This is a genomic window from Paenibacillus sp. FSL K6-1122 (genome assembly GCF_037977015.1).
GTDB classification, from domain to species: Bacteria; Bacillota; Bacilli; order Paenibacillales; family Paenibacillaceae; genus Paenibacillus; species Paenibacillus amylolyticus.
Genome location: NZ_CP150272.1, coordinates 2192297 through 2208052 on the forward strand (window position 1 = coordinate 2192297; position 15756 = coordinate 2208052).

General features: G+C 47.8%; 12 protein-coding genes. 11 read left to right on the forward strand and 1 reads right to left on the reverse strand.

What is annotated here, in order from left to right:
* Positions 1–162 precede the first annotated feature (162 nt).
* The 8 genes from NSQ20_RS09875 (at position 163) to NSQ20_RS09910 (ending at position 10490) form a co-directional block, all read left to right on the forward strand.
* Complete coding sequence (locus NSQ20_RS09875) at positions 163–4308, forward strand: DNA polymerase III subunit alpha (RefSeq protein ID WP_340032356.1); 4146 nt, start codon at positions 163–165, stop codon at positions 4306–4308.
* A gap of 309 nt (positions 4309–4617) precedes the next feature.
* Complete coding sequence (locus tag NSQ20_RS09880) at positions 4618–5109, forward strand: phosphatidylglycerophosphatase A (RefSeq protein WP_036609851.1); 492 nt, start codon at positions 4618–4620, stop codon at positions 5107–5109.
* A 284-nt stretch (positions 5110–5393) separates the two neighbouring features.
* Positions 5394–5582, forward strand: coding sequence for a hypothetical protein (locus tag NSQ20_RS09885; RefSeq protein ID WP_017689496.1), 189 nt, complete (start codon positions 5394–5396; stop codon positions 5580–5582).
* Positions 5583–5987: 405 nt separating this feature from the next.
* Positions 5988–6881, forward strand: coding sequence for an acetyl-CoA carboxylase, carboxyltransferase subunit beta (accD, locus tag NSQ20_RS09890; RefSeq protein ID WP_036609844.1), 894 nt, complete (start codon positions 5988–5990; stop codon positions 6879–6881).
* Positions 6882–7913: an acetyl-CoA carboxylase carboxyltransferase subunit alpha gene (locus NSQ20_RS09895; protein WP_340032357.1), complete on the forward strand. Its 1032-nt coding sequence runs from the start codon at positions 6882–6884 to the stop codon at positions 7911–7913. It abuts the gene before it with no gap.
* A 105-nt stretch (positions 7914–8018) separates the two neighbouring features.
* Positions 8019–9446, forward strand: a complete 1428-nt coding sequence (gene pyk / locus NSQ20_RS09900) for a pyruvate kinase (RefSeq protein ID WP_017689492.1) — start codon at positions 8019–8021, stop codon at positions 9444–9446.
* A 101-nt stretch (positions 9447–9547) separates the two neighbouring features.
* The gene (locus NSQ20_RS09905; protein WP_047842320.1) at positions 9548–10084 is read left to right on the forward strand and encodes a thioesterase family protein; all 537 of its coding nucleotides are present in this window, start codon (positions 9548–9550) and stop codon (positions 10082–10084) included.
* 7 nt (positions 10085–10091) lie between these two features.
* Positions 10092–10490: an FxsA family protein gene (locus NSQ20_RS09910; protein ID WP_036669966.1), complete on the forward strand. Its 399-nt coding sequence runs from the start codon at positions 10092–10094 to the stop codon at positions 10488–10490.
* Between the two features lie 101 nt (positions 10491–10591).
* Here the strand turns inward: NSQ20_RS09910 and ytvI are convergent, their stop codons facing one another.
* Positions 10592–11710: a sporulation integral membrane protein YtvI gene (ytvI, locus tag NSQ20_RS09915; RefSeq protein ID WP_036609832.1), complete on the reverse strand. Its 1119-nt coding sequence runs from the start codon at positions 11708–11710 to the stop codon at positions 10592–10594.
* Positions 11711–12240: 530 nt separating this feature from the next.
* Here ytvI and citZ point away from each other — a divergent pair.
* The 3 genes from citZ to mdh all read left to right on the forward strand — a co-directional run bounded on the left by citZ (position 12241) and on the right by mdh (position 15750).
* A complete protein-coding gene (gene citZ, locus NSQ20_RS09920) occupies positions 12241–13353 on the forward strand; it encodes a citrate synthase (RefSeq protein ID WP_017689488.1) in 1113 nt (370 codons plus the stop codon).
* A gap of 147 nt (positions 13354–13500) precedes the next feature.
* Entirely contained in the window at positions 13501–14793 is a 1293-nt protein-coding gene (gene icd / locus NSQ20_RS09925; RefSeq protein WP_036609828.1) for an NADP-dependent isocitrate dehydrogenase, read from the forward strand.
* Between the two features lie 15 nt (positions 14794–14808).
* On the forward strand, positions 14809–15750 hold the full coding sequence (gene mdh, locus NSQ20_RS09930; protein ID WP_036609827.1) for a malate dehydrogenase: 942 nt from the start codon (positions 14809–14811) through the stop codon (positions 15748–15750).
* Positions 15751–15756: the final 6 nt, after the last annotated feature.

Genomic DNA, 15756 nt, shown 5'->3' on the forward strand with positions numbered 1-15756 from the left:
TAAAATAGAATAATAAAGTCTCCTTTTAAGAGGTTGTTACAAATTCTAATATGGGGATTCCATTTTTTATTTATTTAATTCATATAGTATGAGATAGATAGGGTAGCAGACGGATCAGAAGATCGATGCTGCGACTATCTGCGGCGAAAGGAAGAAAAAAACATGAGTTCTTTTGTGCATTTGCACGTTCACAGCGAATACAGTTTGCTGGACGGCGCTGCGCGTATTCCGGATCTCGTGAATAAGGCTGCAGATCTCGGAATGACGACACTTGCGCTGACCGACCATGGCGTGATGTATGGTGCAATTCCTTTTTATAAAGCATGTATGGAGCGAGGTATCAAGCCGATTATAGGTTGCGAGGCATACATGACAGCAGGGTCCCGCAAAGAGCGGGGAAGCCGCAAGGATCAACCGATTCATCATTTGATTTTGCTGGCCAAAAATATGACGGGTTACCGAAATCTGATGAAATTGTGCTCGATTGGACATCTCGAAGGTTTTCATTACAAACCCCGTGTAGATATGGAAAGTCTGGCTGCCCATCACGAGGGCATTATCTGTCTAAGTGCGTGTCTTGGTGGTGAAGTACCACAACATTTACTGCATGGACGAGAAGAAGAGGCGAGACGTGCGGCGTTACGCTACAAAAATATCTTTGGTGACGACTTCTATCTGGAACTTCAGGATCACGGGCTGTCGGAGCAAAAAAGGGTGAATCCGCAGTTGATCAAACTGGCTGCCGAGCTGGAGATTCCGCTTGTAGCCACCAATGATGCACATTATCTGTCCGAAGAGGACGCGGAGCTTCAGGATGTACTGATCTGTATCGGAACAGGCAAGACCGTGGATGATGAGAATCGGCTCCGAATTGGAACCAATCAGCTCTATCTGAAAAGTGAAGAAGAGATGGCTCGTTTGTTTCCTCATGTACCGGAAGCTCTGGCAAACACCGTCCGCATTGCGGATTCCTGTGAGTTGAAGCTGGAATTTGGCAAATCGATTTTGCCGGAATACAGACCGCTTCCTGATGGACTCAGCCCTTCGGTGTATCTGCGTCAGCTGTGCGAAGAAGGAATGAAGGAGCGTTATGCGCAGTCCACACGTTGGACAGATGCAGAGCTTCGATCCGAACTCGAACAACGATTGGCGTATGAGCTGGGTATAATCGACAGCATGGGATTCTCGGATTATTTCCTGATTGTTTGGGATTTTATCGCCTATGCGCATAAACAAGGCATTGTTACTGGACCGGGCCGGGGCTCCTCGGCAGGTAGTCTGGTAGCGTACACTTTGCATATTACCGATGTTGATCCGATGAAATACAACCTGCTCTTCGAACGATTCCTGAATCCCGAGCGGATCTCTATGCCGGATATTGATATTGACTTCAGCGATGAGCGGCGGGATGAGGTCATTGATTATGTCGCGCATAAATATGGCAAAGCCCATGTCGCCCAGATCATTACGTTTGGAACGATGGCTGCCCGTGCAGCCGTACGTGATGTTGGGCGGGCCCTGAATGTGCCTTATGGCGAAGTGGACAAGGCTGCAAAGCTGATTCCGGCTCAACTTGGTATTAACATCGAGCGGGCTATGGAAGCTACACCTGAGCTGAAGGCGCTGTATGAAACCAAGCCTAAGACACGTGAGCTGTTGGATATGGCGATGAAGGTCGAGGGCATGCCACGTCATGCTTCGACCCATGCTGCGGGAGTGGTTATCTCCCGTGACCCGCTGACTGATGCGGTGCCACTTCAGGAGGGCAGTGAAGGGACGGCGTTAACCCAGTATTCCATGGAAAACCTGGAGTCTATTGGGCTGCTTAAGATGGACTTTCTTGGTTTGCGTACCCTCTCAATCATTGAGCGGTGTGTACGCTGGATTGGGGAACATGGAGAAATTCCGGATTTCCGCCTTATCCCCGATGATGATCCGTTAACGTACGAGATGCTTGGGCGAGGGGACACGATGGGCATATTCCAACTGGAATCTGCCGGGGTACGCCGTGTGCTGAAAGAGATGAAGCCAAGTGGTTTTGAAGATGTAATCTCTGTACTTGCCTTGTACCGTCCGGGTCCGATGGAGTTCATATCCAAATACATTCAGGGCAAGCATGGACAGATTGAAGTGGATTACCCCCATGTGGATCTGGAGCCTATCCTGAAAGATACGTACGGGATCATCGTGTATCAGGAACAGATCATGCAGATAGCCTCCCGGATGGCGGGTTTCTCGCTGGGTGAGGCAGATTTGCTCCGCAGAGCAGTCTCCAAGAAGAAACGGGAAGTGCTGGATCTGGAGCGTGGACACTTTGTACAAGGCAGCCTGAAACAAGGGTATAGCGAAGAAGAGGCAGACCTGGTCTATGATATGATCGTCAAGTTTGCCAACTATGGCTTCCCGCGTGCTCATGCCGCGGCATATGGTGTGCTTGCGTTCCAGACGGCGTATCTGAAGGCGCATTATCCAGTTCATTTTATGGCATCCATGTTAACAGCCGTAATGGGTAGTCATCGTAAAGTGGCAGAGTACGTGGTGGAATGTCGGCGTATGGACATGGAGGTGCTTCCGCCGGATGTGAATGAGAGCGGTATTCTGTTTACACCTGTATTTGTGCCGTCCGGCAGCGCAGGAGCCGGGGATCAGAGCAATGCATCGCAGCAGACTGCGGGAGCAGATGCAGAGAGTGACGCTGGAAGCCCGGCCGAAGAACATGCCGCGAACGGTAACGGGAGTTCCTTCAGGGAAGATCGCGTTCATGAGCAAGATGGGGATTCGGGACAAGCTGAATATGGTGAAGCACCTCTGCCGGATGATCCTGGTCCTGAACCGGAAGAGGACAATGGCGGATATGAGTGGCAAGCAGCGACATCGATGCCTGAGGCATCCGACAACCGGAAGGAACCGGGATTGGTGACGGCTGCTTCAACGGAAAATGGTAATGACCAGGGGAAAGAAGCGTCTTCTTCGCGCGCGGAGCAAGGGGAACTGTCCTCTGTGAAGAAAAACGATGCAGTGTCTAATGCAAATGCGGATGAAGATAAGGAAAAATTAACGGGTGCAATACGATTTGGTCTGGCCGCTGTGAAAAATGTCGGTACCCAGGCAATGGAAAGCATTATGATCGTAAGGCAAGAGAGACCGTTCGACAGTCTGCTCGATTTTTGTCGTCGTGTGGATCTGCGTGTATGCAACAAACGTGTGATTGAATCGCTGATCCAGGCCGGAGCTTTTGACTCATTACCTGGGCACCGTGCCCAATTGCTGGCGATGCTGGATGAGACTGTTGAAGCGGCGTTGAAATGGCGCAAGGAACGTGAGGATCTGCAGATTCAATTGTTCGACTTTGTTGAGACGCCAAACTGGGAGATTGAATATCCGGAAATTCCTCCTTATTCCTCAGGGCAGCAACTGGAGCTAGAGCGAGAGTTGTTAGGTTTGTATCTCTCTGGGCATCCTCTGGATGACTATGAAGATGTGCTGGAATCGAGTGGGGCTGACCGGATCATGGAGCTGACCGAGGCGGCAGACGATACGATGACCGTCGCAGCGGGTATGGTTGTGTCTGTGAAGTCGATTACGACGAAACAGGGCAAGGCTATGGCGTTCATGGAGCTGGAAGACCAGATTGAACGCTGTGAAGTGGTTCTCTTTCCCGAGGTATGGCGGCGTAGCCAGCAACATGTCGGGAAAGGTGAACTGCTCGTCGTGCGTGCCAAAGTGCAGCAGCAGGACGAAGGGTTTAAGCTGCTGGCTGAGGAAGTGGTGCCGTTGTCACCGGCGGCACTGGAGCAGCAGCTGCGCAGCCGTGACCGGCGCGTCAAGCCCGGCAGCGGTAGCTCTTCGCGCCCGGCGCAGTCGGCTTCGCCGCGGCGGCCAGCGGGCGCAGGAGCCGAGGCGCAGCGCAGCAGCGCAGGCGGGGATGCTTCCGCTGTGCGTAGCAACGGGAGCCAAGGCTCGGCAACGACGCGCAGCGATGCGGCGGGTACGGGCGCAGCCACGGCGGCGGCTTCCCGGCCTGGCGGTGCCGCTGAGGCGGCAGGCAGCCCGGCGCAGAGCCGCGAACCGCGGGCCGTGGAGCAGCGGGTGTTCGTGAAGATTGCCCCGCATGCGGAGAAGCCTGAGCTTCTGGCACGTCTGAAGCAGCTGCTTCAGGAGCATCCCGGACCTGTGGCGACGGTGCTCTTCTATGAGCAGCAGCAGAAGCTGCTTGCGCTGAGTGATGCCTACCGGATTAAGCCATCACCAACCTTGTTCTCCGAGATGGAGAAAATGCTGGGTGAAGGCACGGTCAAAATTAAATAAGAGGCTGTCCTGTAAGTGATAGCACTTATCCATAGTATGAAACCTGTTTGGCTCAATGCTGAACAGGTTTTTTTTGATTATTTTAGTGCGAGCTCGGTTCCCTGACGACAGGGTTTAAACAAACAAATTGCAGACTTGTCATAGGCCAGCTACAGACCAGAGCGGAATGTACAATCCTGCAACAGGTCCAGGGTGCGACTGGTCTTAAGCATCCGCACATTTTATGAACATTTTAACAGGTTGCTGCATACACTTGAGAACACCGAAGGACCTCGCGGTCCTCGGGGGATTGATGCGGGAGGTCGAGATATGTCATATGAAATCGTAGAAGCCATGCTGGCCCGGCGGGGTGTACGGATTGATGCAATCGCAGCAATTGTATACCGTCTGCAAAAAGGGTACCACCCCGAACTGACCTTGGACGACTGTGTAACCAGCGTGAAATCCGTTCTGCAGAAACGAGAGGTGCAATATACGCTCTATACGGGTATTGCTCTCGACGAACTTGCGGAGAAAAAACTCTTGCCCCAACCGTTACAGGCTATTATGGAAGCGGATGAATCCCTGTATGGAGTGGACGAGACTCTGGCCCTCGGCATTACTCATGTGTATGGTATGATTGGTTTAACCAGCTTTGGTTACCTGGATAAAGAAAAAATAGGTGTAATTCATGATTTGAACGAACACACAACAGCCATTCATGTCTTTTTGGATGATCTGGTCGCAGGGGTGGCTGCTGCGGCTTCTGCCCGGATTGCACACAAAAATATTAAAGCCAAAAAATACCCCTCAGACCTTTAACCCCCTGTATTTCCATGCTTGTCTGTTATGGTCAATCTAATGGCTCATATGAAGGTCTTCAAGGGCGGCTGACGCTGCCCTGATAAGCTTGCGGCTACTTATGGAAGAGGTATGAACAAGAAGATTTCGTCAACCATATGAGTTATTCGTGGGGGACTAATGTCCCTCATGATCCCAAATTCTCCCCAAAGGTCCCGAACCCTTTCTTGCAGAAAAAAAGTGAGGTATGTTATCATTAGTCCAATATACGGGCTCTGAACATTAGCTTAGGGGGCGGACAAGGCATGTGGACGGTGATTTACATTGCACCGACAGCAAAGGTTGCGGACAAGATCAAGACCAAGCTTTCGGAAGAAGGTTTTCTGGTACAGACCCGTCCCATCAGTTTATCCAAGCAGCAATTTGAGATTCGCGTCCCTTCTGGGGAATTGGAAGAGGTCCAGGAAGTGCTGAATTCCATTCTGCATTCCTGATTTGTTCGACATCAACGTGCCTTGGCAGATGAAGAAGTACCATCGGTACATAAGGGACTAATCGCGTAAGCGGAGAGAGGAATCGACTTGCATGTATTGTATGCTGCTGTCCTTCCTTCTTTTTTTGTTAGGACAAGGACCGACCTGGTTGCTCCCGGAGACCCTACCAAGATAGATTCAAACATCGGCGCAACAATCTTTCGGTTTTTGCAGGTAACATCAATCGTGCTGACAGAAGCCGGTGATCCTTGCCCTGTACCGGCGGATTTTTTTGTTGTGAATGCTGGACAAGGCCCATGGCAGCGTGTGGGTCGTAAGCGGTTTACCGTAACACGCGGATGAAGCTGCCACAAGCAGCGCTCTGCAGGTTGCGGCCATCAAATCAACGGCTGGAGAGGTGTAGTTGTGTTCAAAGATATATTCCAGAAGAAACGGAAGTACGCTACCATACCTTCCGAGCGTGCACTTCCCGGCGAAGGCCAGGAAGTCCTAGAACGCCCAAAACGTGAAATACCTGAAGGGCTTATGAACAAGTGCAGCAAATGCGGCACCATTCAATATAGCAAGGAATTGGAGAAAAATCTGAAAGTATGTCCTGCCTGCGGTTACCATATGCGTCTTAACGCTATGGAGCGCATTGCTATGGTACTTGATGATCAAGGATTTGTTGAGTTTGATGCTGATATGATATCGGTTGATCCACTTGGCTTTCCTGGATATAGCAACAAATTGGAACAACAGCGTCTGAAATCGGGCCTGAAGGAAGCGGTAATTACAGGGGAAGGAACCATTGATGGCCTGCCTGTAGTTGTTGCTGTCATGAGCTTTGATTTCTTCACAGGCAGCATGGGTTCTGTTGTAGGGGAGAAAATTACCCGTGCCATTGAGCATGCCACAGAGAAACGGTTACCATTGATTATTTTCTCAACATCAGGTGGTGCCCGGATGCAAGAGAGTATTCTTAGCCTCATGCAAATGGCCAAAACAAGCGCAGCTTTATCCCGTTTGGATGAACAGGGCGGACTGTACATTTCGGTCATTACGGACCCAACGACAGGTGGAGTCTCGGCAAGTTTTGCGAGCTTGGGCGATATTAATATTGCCGAACCTGGTGCTGTATTTGGTTTTGCCGGCAGAATCGTTATCGAACAGACGATCCGTCAGAAGTTACCTGATGATTTCCAGACGGCTGAATTTAATATGCAACATGGTCAGTTGGACATGGTTGTGCACCGGAAAGAGCTTCGGGCCACTCTTGGCAAGCTTCTGGATATGCATAGTGAAAAAGGAGGGGTCTAAATGGCGGGTGAGTTGCCATATGAAGCGCCTCTGGTTGAGATGCGCAAAAAGATTGATGAACTCGTACAGTTTGGACAGGAAAAAGGGATCGACTTCACGGATGAGATTGCCCGCCTGGAAGAACGTTACCATAGACTTGAAGAAGAGATCTACACTGGCATAACAGCAGCTCAGAAGATGCATCTGGCCCGTCATCAGCAACGCCCAACGGCGCTGGACCTGATCCAACTGATATTTACGGACTTTATTGAGCTGCACGGTGATCGCATGTTCGGAGACGATCTTGCGGTTGTTGGCGGACTTGCCAAGTTGAATGGAAAGACAGTAACGGTAATCGGACAACAGCGGGGGAAAGACACGAAGGATAATATCGCCCGCTTTTTCGGCAGCGCTCATCCAGAAGGTTTCCGAAAAGGACTTCGTCTGATGAAACAAGCGAACAAATTTGGCCGTCCTATTATTACGTTTATTGATACTAAAGGGGCGTATCCGGGTAATACTGCAGAAGAGAGAGGTCAATCGGAAGCGATTGCTCGCAACCTGATGGAAATGGCGAAGCTATCGGTTCCTGTTATTGTTGTGGTCATCGGCGAAGGTGGAAGCGGCGGTGCCCTCGCTATGGCTGTGGGTAATCGTGTGTTGATGCTGGAACATGCGATCTATTCTGCAATCTCTCCGAACGGCGCTGCTTCGATTCTCTGGAAGGATGCATCCAAGGCAGATCAGGCGGCTGAAGCAATGAAAATAACAGCCAAAGATCTGTTGGAGATGGAAGTCATTGAAGAGATTGTCCCTGAGCCACGCGGCGGTGCTCATCGGGATTATGAAGCGTCTGCTGCTTTCATCAGTGAAGCTTTGGTCCGTCATCTCGACGATATGAAGGGTTGGAGCGGGGATCAACTGAAACAGGATCGTTATGAGAAATTCCGTAAAATTGGATCGGTCACGTTTGAACCTTCAGCATCCATTGAAGCCCCTCAAGAGCTTGTAAAAGTCGATGTTGCGAGTAATTTGTCGGGAAATGCTGAATAATGTGACGAATTTCCTATACAAATGAGCAAAAGTATAGTAAATTTAATAGTTGGAAAAAGAAAAATAGATAAAGAGTAATACCTTTAAAATCGGAGGAAACCCAAAATGCGTAAAACGAAAATTGTATGTACCATTGGTCCATCCAGTGAATCTCTGGAGAACACCAAAAAATTGATTATGGCCGGTATGAATGTGGCCCGTCTGAACTTCTCCCACGGTGATTTCGATGAGCACGGCGGACGGATCATTGCGATTCGCCAAGCATGCGAAGAGTTGAACAAAACAGTAGCGATCCTGCTGGACACCAAAGGACCGGAAATTCGGACAGGTAAACTCGAAGTTGAACCGATCGAATTGGTTCAAGACGAGTACATCACTTTGACAACAGAAGAAATTCTGGGCACCAAAGAACGTCTTTCCATTACGTATACAGATCTTCCGAATGATGTTGAACCGGGATCTACAATTCTGATCGACGACGGTCTGATCGGACTGACTGTGGTGGAAGTGCAAGGCACCGAGATCAAATGCCGTATCGTTAACGGCGGATCGATCAAAAGCAAAAAAGGTGTTAACGTTCCGGGCGTTGCCATTTCTCTACCGGGTATCACCGAAAAAGACGCTAACGATATCGTATTTGGTATCGAACAAGGTGTCGATTTCATTGCGGCTTCTTTTGTACGTAAAGCAAGTGATGTACTTGAGATTCGTGAATTGCTTGAAAAACACAATGCTGGACATATCCAAATCATCTCCAAAATCGAAAACCAACAAGGTGTCGATAACCTCGACGAAATCCTTGAAGTGTCTGACGGCCTGATGGTTGCTCGTGGAGACCTGGGTGTTGAGATTCCTGCGGAAGAAGTACCATTGGTACAAAAACGCATGATCCAAAAATGTAACGTTGCAGGTAAACCGGTTATCACAGCTACACAAATGCTGGATTCCATGCAGCGTAACCCGCGTCCAACACGTGCGGAAGCAAGTGACGTGGCGAATGCGATCTTCGACGGTACGGACGCAATCATGTTGTCCGGTGAGACAGCTGCGGGTAAATACCCAGTTGAATCTGTTCTGACCATGTCCCGTATTGCTGAAAAAGCAGAATCTGCTCTGCCATACCAAGAGTTGTACCTGAAACAACGTGTTGCTCAACAAACAACAGTTACAGAAGCAATCAGCCAATCGGTTGCTCTTCAAGCTCAAGATTTGAACGCAAAAGCGATCATTACTTCGACTGAATCAGGACATACTGCACGCATGATTTCCAAGTATCGTCCAGAATCTCCAATCATCGCTGTGACAACGGAAGACAGAACTTCCCGTCGTTTGGCTCTGGCTTGGGGTGTAACTCCTGTCAAAGGAAGACTGGTTGATTCCACGGATGCTTTGTTCGAAAATGCAATTGAAGGCGGCGTAAAATCCGGGCTTGTTAAAGAAGGAGACCTGGTTGTGATCACAGCAGGTGTACCTTTGGGTCGTTCCGGTTCTACCAACCTGATTAAAGTAAGCCAAATTCCAAACAACGCTTAATAGCGTCTTGGATGGAGAAGCAACAGGAAAGAAGCAATGGGGCTTTATTGTCCCGTTGCTTTTTTTCCATCTTATTGACACTTTACAACGAGGTAACACGTATGAATGATAGAACGAAGGAGGCCGATAACGTGCGAGAACAGAGCAATGGTAACTGGTATGCGGCACGTCTTCGTGTACGCTATCAAGAAAGTGACCAGATGGGCGTGGTCTACCACGCGAACTATTTGAATTGGTTTGAAATCGGTCGAACTGAGATGATTCGCCAAATGGGGTATACATATCGTAAAATGGAGGAACAGGGGTTACTGCTTCCCGTAACCGGACTGGATGTGAAGTATCACAAGCCTGCCCGATATGATGATGAGATTATCATTTTCACCCGTATTGCTGCATTTAGTGGTCTGCGACTGAATTATGAGTATGACGTAAGACGCATGTCTGAAGAACCTGATGAGCATATGGCGATTGGAGAACGGGTATGGTCAACTGATGAATCACTCCCCGGTGAACGGCTAGTTACAGGTTCTACACAGCATGTATGGGTGAATGGGGACTGGAAGCCAGTTCGGCTGGATAAGGCAGCCTCTGAGTTATACAGCGCGCTTGAAAAGGTGTGGCTTTCGGGAAAGGGGTAATACGTCAATGCGAAAATGGATGTGGGCTTTACTCTTAATCATTCCGGTGATTGAATTATTTGGTTTTGTTCTGATGAGTGACTGGATCGGAGCCGGAAAGACATTGCTTCTCATGATTCTCACGTCCTTGATTGGTATAGCAATGTTGCAGTTTGAAGGGCGAAAGGTACTTGTGGACGCCAAATCCGAGATGGAGCGTGGCAAGGTACCTGGAAGAAAAATGGTCGATGGTCTTTTTATTTTTGTCGGTGGTTTCTTGCTTTTGATTCCAGGCTTTGTAACGGATCTGATCGGGTTCACACTGGTATTTCCATTAACACGTCCGGTGTACCGTCTGTTCTTCCTGGGGTGGCTGGAGAAAAAAATGAAAAGTGGCAAAATTACGTTTTATCGTCGTCCGAAATGAAACACCAGTTGTTATGCAAAATGGAAAAGGCTCCGCTCAGCAGATGATTTCTGTTGAACGAAGCCTTTTTCTATTTTCCTGGGTGCTCATAAGATGATGCCTCATCGGACACGACCGTTGATGATATACGTTCTGAGGTCGCGTAATACGTTAGCCCGATTGAACGCATCCAGAATCACGAGACTGACAGGGCCAATAATCAAGCCCAGAACACCGAACAACTTCAAACCCACAAACATGCCAACCAGCGTGGCGAGTGGGTCGAGCCCTACACTGCTTGCAAGTACCTTCGGTTCAATAATCTGACGGGCGATCAATAAGATCAAATAGATAATACTAATCCCAATGCCCAGATACAGATCCCCATTCATAAAGAGGTACGCTGCCCAAGGCACCATGATAAGGCCAACACCCAGATAAGGAAGCAGATCGACCAAACCAATCATCAGAGCGATGGTGAAGGCTGAATTGACTTGCAATATAAGCAGTCCAATCATGACGAATAGTGCTGTAATCGAGATCATGATCAATTGTGCTCTTGCGTATCCGAACAGTGCCTTCTTAAGGTCGGTCCAGATGTCGGATATCGGCTTGCGAATGGAAGAGGGTACCCATCCCGATACGGTGATGTTGTGCCTGGTCCAGCTTTTGCTAATGAAGAATGTAGACAACAGAACAACGATTAATACCGCGCCCATGTTCGGCAGAGAAGTCAGCAGACTCAGAATCATGTTGAAAAATCCGGTGACCAGATCTGTGACGGCTGTACCCACCGTTTCAGTTGTTTTACTAATATTGCTGTTGATGGTTTCCTGGTAGTTGGGATTTTCCTTGTAAAATTCATTGATCTGCGCAGTCAAACTTTGAATGGTGTCATTCTGGGTCCAGCGCACAAACGTGTCCTTGATCTCATCAACATGAAGATCAAAGCTTGTCGTAAGTGAAATGACTTCTTTTACCATGCGGGTAATCGCCGCAGACAGCACCACCGCAATGGCTCCAAAATAAAGGATCAATGAAAGAGTCACAGCCAGCCAGCGCGGGAATCGTGCTCGATGCTGAAGCAGTTTCACTAAAGGATTCATGGCATAGGCGATAATCCAAGCAATCGCAAAAGGGTACAAAAGCGGGAACAGCAAGTATATGGCAACGGCGATCAGAACGGCCGCAATGATAACCCATAAGCCACGGAGCAGGCGTTTCATTATTATTCTATCCAAGCATCAACTCTCCTTATTTCAATTAAGCCGACCTATGTATGATCCATGAAGCAGTATTAGAAATAGATGGCTATCTTAATTAATATAGAGCATTTACAAGGTTTTGAAACGCCGGGATGTTACCAGATCTTGTTCAAAAGCGGATTTTTGAACAAGATCTACGGGGATTCTTTCTTTTGCCTAGAGTATGCCTTAGTATTACAGAATATAGCAATAGAAAGTTCTCATACGACAGGATTGGTTAAAAAACATTAAATGTCAACCTTGTTTTTGTAAAGGCTTTCAAAAATGCTTTATCGGACCGATAAAGAAGTTTGATGTGCGAATGAACTCTCATCATGTTCACATAAACGACAAAATCCAGTATGATGTTATAAGTAAATACCGATTGACAGATAGGAAAACCGTAGTTTGAAATATTTGTTAATTTTAAAATGAAAATGTTTACAAAAAGAGAATAGGTGCATTTTGGCACTTATATGACACTCTGGAATGGTTCCTGATTTCGCTTATTAAAGGAGAGATGTAATATGACAGCTACCAAAGGTCTGGAAGGCATCGTTGCGACAACCTCTTCGATCAGTTCTATTGTAGACGGTGTGCTCACATACCGTGGTTACGATATCGACGATTTGGCTGAACATGCCAGCTTTGAAGAAGTTGCCTATTTGTTGTGGTTTGGTAAATTGCCAACAACGGATGAACTGAAATCCCTTCGTAAAAGCCTGAGCGATTACGCGCCGATTCCGAGCGAGTTGATTGCACAAATCCAATTGTATCCGAAAAACGTCAGTACCATGGCAGCACTTCGTTCCGCTGTCTCTGCACTTGCACTGTACGACGAGCAAGCGGATGAGATGACAACGGAAGCGAATGAGAACAAAGCGGTTAAGTTGCAAGCACAGTTGCCAACGATTGTGGCAGCCATCGCCCGTATCCGTCAGGGCAAAGAACCTGTGGCTCCAAAAGAAGGCGCTTCCATCGCAGAGAACTTTTTATATATGATGACTGGTGAAGAACCATCCGAGACCGCAGTGAAAGCATTGGATCAAGCCCTTGTCCTGCATGCGGATCACGAGTTAAACGCTTCGACATTTGCAGCCCGTGTAACGGTTGCTACGCTGTCAGATATCTATTCCGGTGTAACTTCCGCCATTGGCGCACTGAAGGGACCACTGCATGGCGGTGCTAATGAAGCCGTTATGAAAATGTTGAATGAGATCGGTACGCCTGATCGTCTTGAAGCGGCAATTCAGGAAAAACTGAATAATCGTGAAAAGATCATGGGCTTTGGACATCGGGTGTACAAAAACGGTGATCCACGCGCCAAACATCTACAGAAGATGTCCAAGGAACTTGGCGAGATGAACAATGATACGCGTTTGTATGATATGTCTGTGAAGATCGAGGAACTGGTAACAGGACAAAAAGGATTAAAGCCTAACGTAGACTTCTATTCTGCTTCTGTATATACCCAACTGGAGATCGAACAGGAATTGTTCACTCCGATCTTTGCCATCAGCCGGGTGTCTGGATGGACAGCGCATATTTTGGAACAGCTTGCGGACAATCGCATCATTCGTCCACGTGCGGAGTACACTGGCCCTACAGAACAGAAATACGTTTCTATTGAACTTCGCTAATAGCCGCAAAAACAGTATAATAATATGGACGAGGTGAAGGGTTGGAAAGCAGAGGCTTTACTGGCTTAAGCTCTCAGGACCCTTCTCTCAACAAGACTAGTGGTATGATGAATACTGCATATACGAAACCTAGGAGGAATTTTAACTATGAAATTAGAAAAATTTGCTCACCCAACTGAAGGCGAAAAAATCCAAATTGATAACGGTACACTTCAAGTACCTAGTAATCCAATCATTCCATTTATCGAAGGTGACGGTACAGGCCGTGATATCTGGAAAGCTTCCAAACGTGTATTGGATGCAGCTGTTGAAAAAGCTTATGATGGCAACAAAAAAATCGCATGGTATGAAGTGTTTGCTGGACAAAAAGCATTCGATACATACGGTGAGTGGTTGCCGAATGATACACTGGAAGCCATTCGTGAGTATATCGTAGCGATCAAAGGACCATTGACTACACCAATCGGTGGCGGTATTCGTTCCCTGAACGTAGCCCTGCGTCAAGAGCTTGACCTGTACACATGCTTGCGTCCTGTTCGTTATTTCGACGGTGTACCTTCTCCGGTTAAACGTCCTGAGTTGGTAGACATGGTCATTTTCCGTGAGAATACGGAAGATATCTATGCAGGAATCGAGTATGCTGAAGGTTCTGAAGAAGTGAAAAAAGTGATCCAGTTCCTTCAACAGGAGATGGGTGCTAACAAAATCCGTTTCCCTGAGACTTCCGGTATTGGTATCAAACCAGTTTCCTCCGAAGGTTCGAAACGTCTGGTACGTGCAGCAGTGCAGTATGCAATTGACCATAACCGTAAGACAGTTACACTGGTACACAAAGGTAATATCATGAAATTCACAGAAGGTGCCTTCAAAAACTGGGGATATGAAGTGGCTGAAGAAGAGTTCGCTGACAAAGTATTCACATGGGCACAATACGACATCATCAAAGAAAACGAAGGTACAGATGCAGCGAATGCAGCACAAAAAGCTGCTGAAGATGCTGGTAAAATCATCGTAAAAGATGCGATTGCCGATATCGCTCTGCAACAAGTATTGACTCGTCCAGGCGAATTTGATGTTATCGCAACATTGAACCTGAACGGTGACTATCTGTCCGATGCACTTGCAGCGCAAGTTGGCGGAATTGGTATCGCTCCTGGAGCGAACATCAACTACGTAACAGGACATGCTATCTTCGAAGCAACTCACGGTACTGCACCTAAATACGCGGACAAAGATGTCGTGAACCCTGGTTCCGTTATTCTGTCCGGAGTAATGTTGCTTGAGCACTTGGGATGGCAAGAAGCAGCTAACCTGATCTACAAAGGTATGGAAACATCCATTAACAATAAAACAGTAACGTATGACTTTGCACGTCTGATGGACGGCGCTACTGAAGTGAAATGTTCTGAATTCGCGGATCAAATCATTAAAAACCTGTAAGGGGAGATGTGAATCTTGACTATTCAGCGCAAAAAAATCACAGTAGTCGGCGCCGGTTTTACCGGTGCTACGACCGCATTAATGCTTGCCCAAAAAGAACTCGGGGATGTTGTGCTGGTTGATATTCCTCAACTGGAGAACCCGACGAAGGGGAAAGCACTCGATATGATGGAAGCAAGTCCTGTTCAAGGATTTGACAGTCATATCGTCGGTACTTCCAACTACGAAGATACTGCAGGTTCTGAGATTGTAATCATCACCGCTGGTATCGCCCGTAAACCGGGTATGAGCCGCGACGATCTGGTCAATACGAATGCGGGTATCGTGAAGTCCGTTTGTGAAAATGTGAAAAAATATTGCCCTGATTCCATCGTCATTATTCTAAGCAACCCGGTGGATGCGATGACTTATGCAGCTTATCAGACCCTTGGTTTTCCTAAAAACCGTGTTATCGGTCAGTCAGGTGTTCTGGATACAGCACGTTATTGTACCTTCATTGCGCAAGAGTTGAACGTATCTGTTGAAGATGTTCGTGGATTCGTTCTTGGCGGCCACGGAGACGACATGGTGCCACTCGTTCGTTATTCGAGTGTAGGTGGTATTCCGATCGATACGTTGATTCCGGCAGACCGCATTGAGTCAATTGTTCAACGCACACGTGTTGGCGGAGGCGAGATTGTGAATTTGCTGGGTAACGGCAGTGCCTATTATGCACCAGCAGCTTCGCTTGTTCAGATGACCGAAGCCATTTTGAAGGACAAGAAACGTATCATTCCAGTGATCGCTTATCTTGAAGGTGAATATGGCTATAATGATTTGTTCCTCGGTGTACCAACCATTTTGGGTGGTAATGGCATTGAGAAAATATTCGAACTTGACCTGACAGCGGAAGAAAAAGCAGGATTGGACAAATCTGCTGATTCGGTTCGCAACGTCATTTCGGTAGTAAACCTGTAAGTTTGA

What these genes read in the sequence shown, in the direction of transcription:
- NSQ20_RS09910 (WP_036669966.1), top strand. Translation starts at nt 10,092, where the DNA reads ATGCGAAAATGGATGTGGGCTTTACTCTTAATCATTCCGGTGATTGAA.
- icd (WP_036609828.1), top strand. Translation starts at nt 13,501, where the DNA reads ATGAAATTAGAAAAATTTGCTCACCCAACTGAAGGCGAAAAAATCCAA.
- NSQ20_RS09895 (WP_340032357.1), top strand. Translation starts at nt 6,882, where the DNA reads ATGGCGGGTGAGTTGCCATATGAAGCGCCTCTGGTTGAGATGCGCAAA.
- NSQ20_RS09885 (WP_017689496.1), top strand. Translation starts at nt 5,394, where the DNA reads ATGTGGACGGTGATTTACATTGCACCGACAGCAAAGGTTGCGGACAAG.
- citZ (WP_017689488.1), top strand. Translation starts at nt 12,241, where the DNA reads ATGACAGCTACCAAAGGTCTGGAAGGCATCGTTGCGACAACCTCTTCG.
- NSQ20_RS09880 (WP_036609851.1), top strand. Translation starts at nt 4,618, where the DNA reads ATGTCATATGAAATCGTAGAAGCCATGCTGGCCCGGCGGGGTGTACGG.
- NSQ20_RS09875 (WP_340032356.1), top strand. Translation starts at nt 163, where the DNA reads ATGAGTTCTTTTGTGCATTTGCACGTTCACAGCGAATACAGTTTGCTG.
- NSQ20_RS09905 (WP_047842320.1), top strand. Translation starts at nt 9,548, where the DNA reads ATGAATGATAGAACGAAGGAGGCCGATAACGTGCGAGAACAGAGCAAT.
- pyk (WP_017689492.1), top strand. Translation starts at nt 8,019, where the DNA reads ATGCGTAAAACGAAAATTGTATGTACCATTGGTCCATCCAGTGAATCT.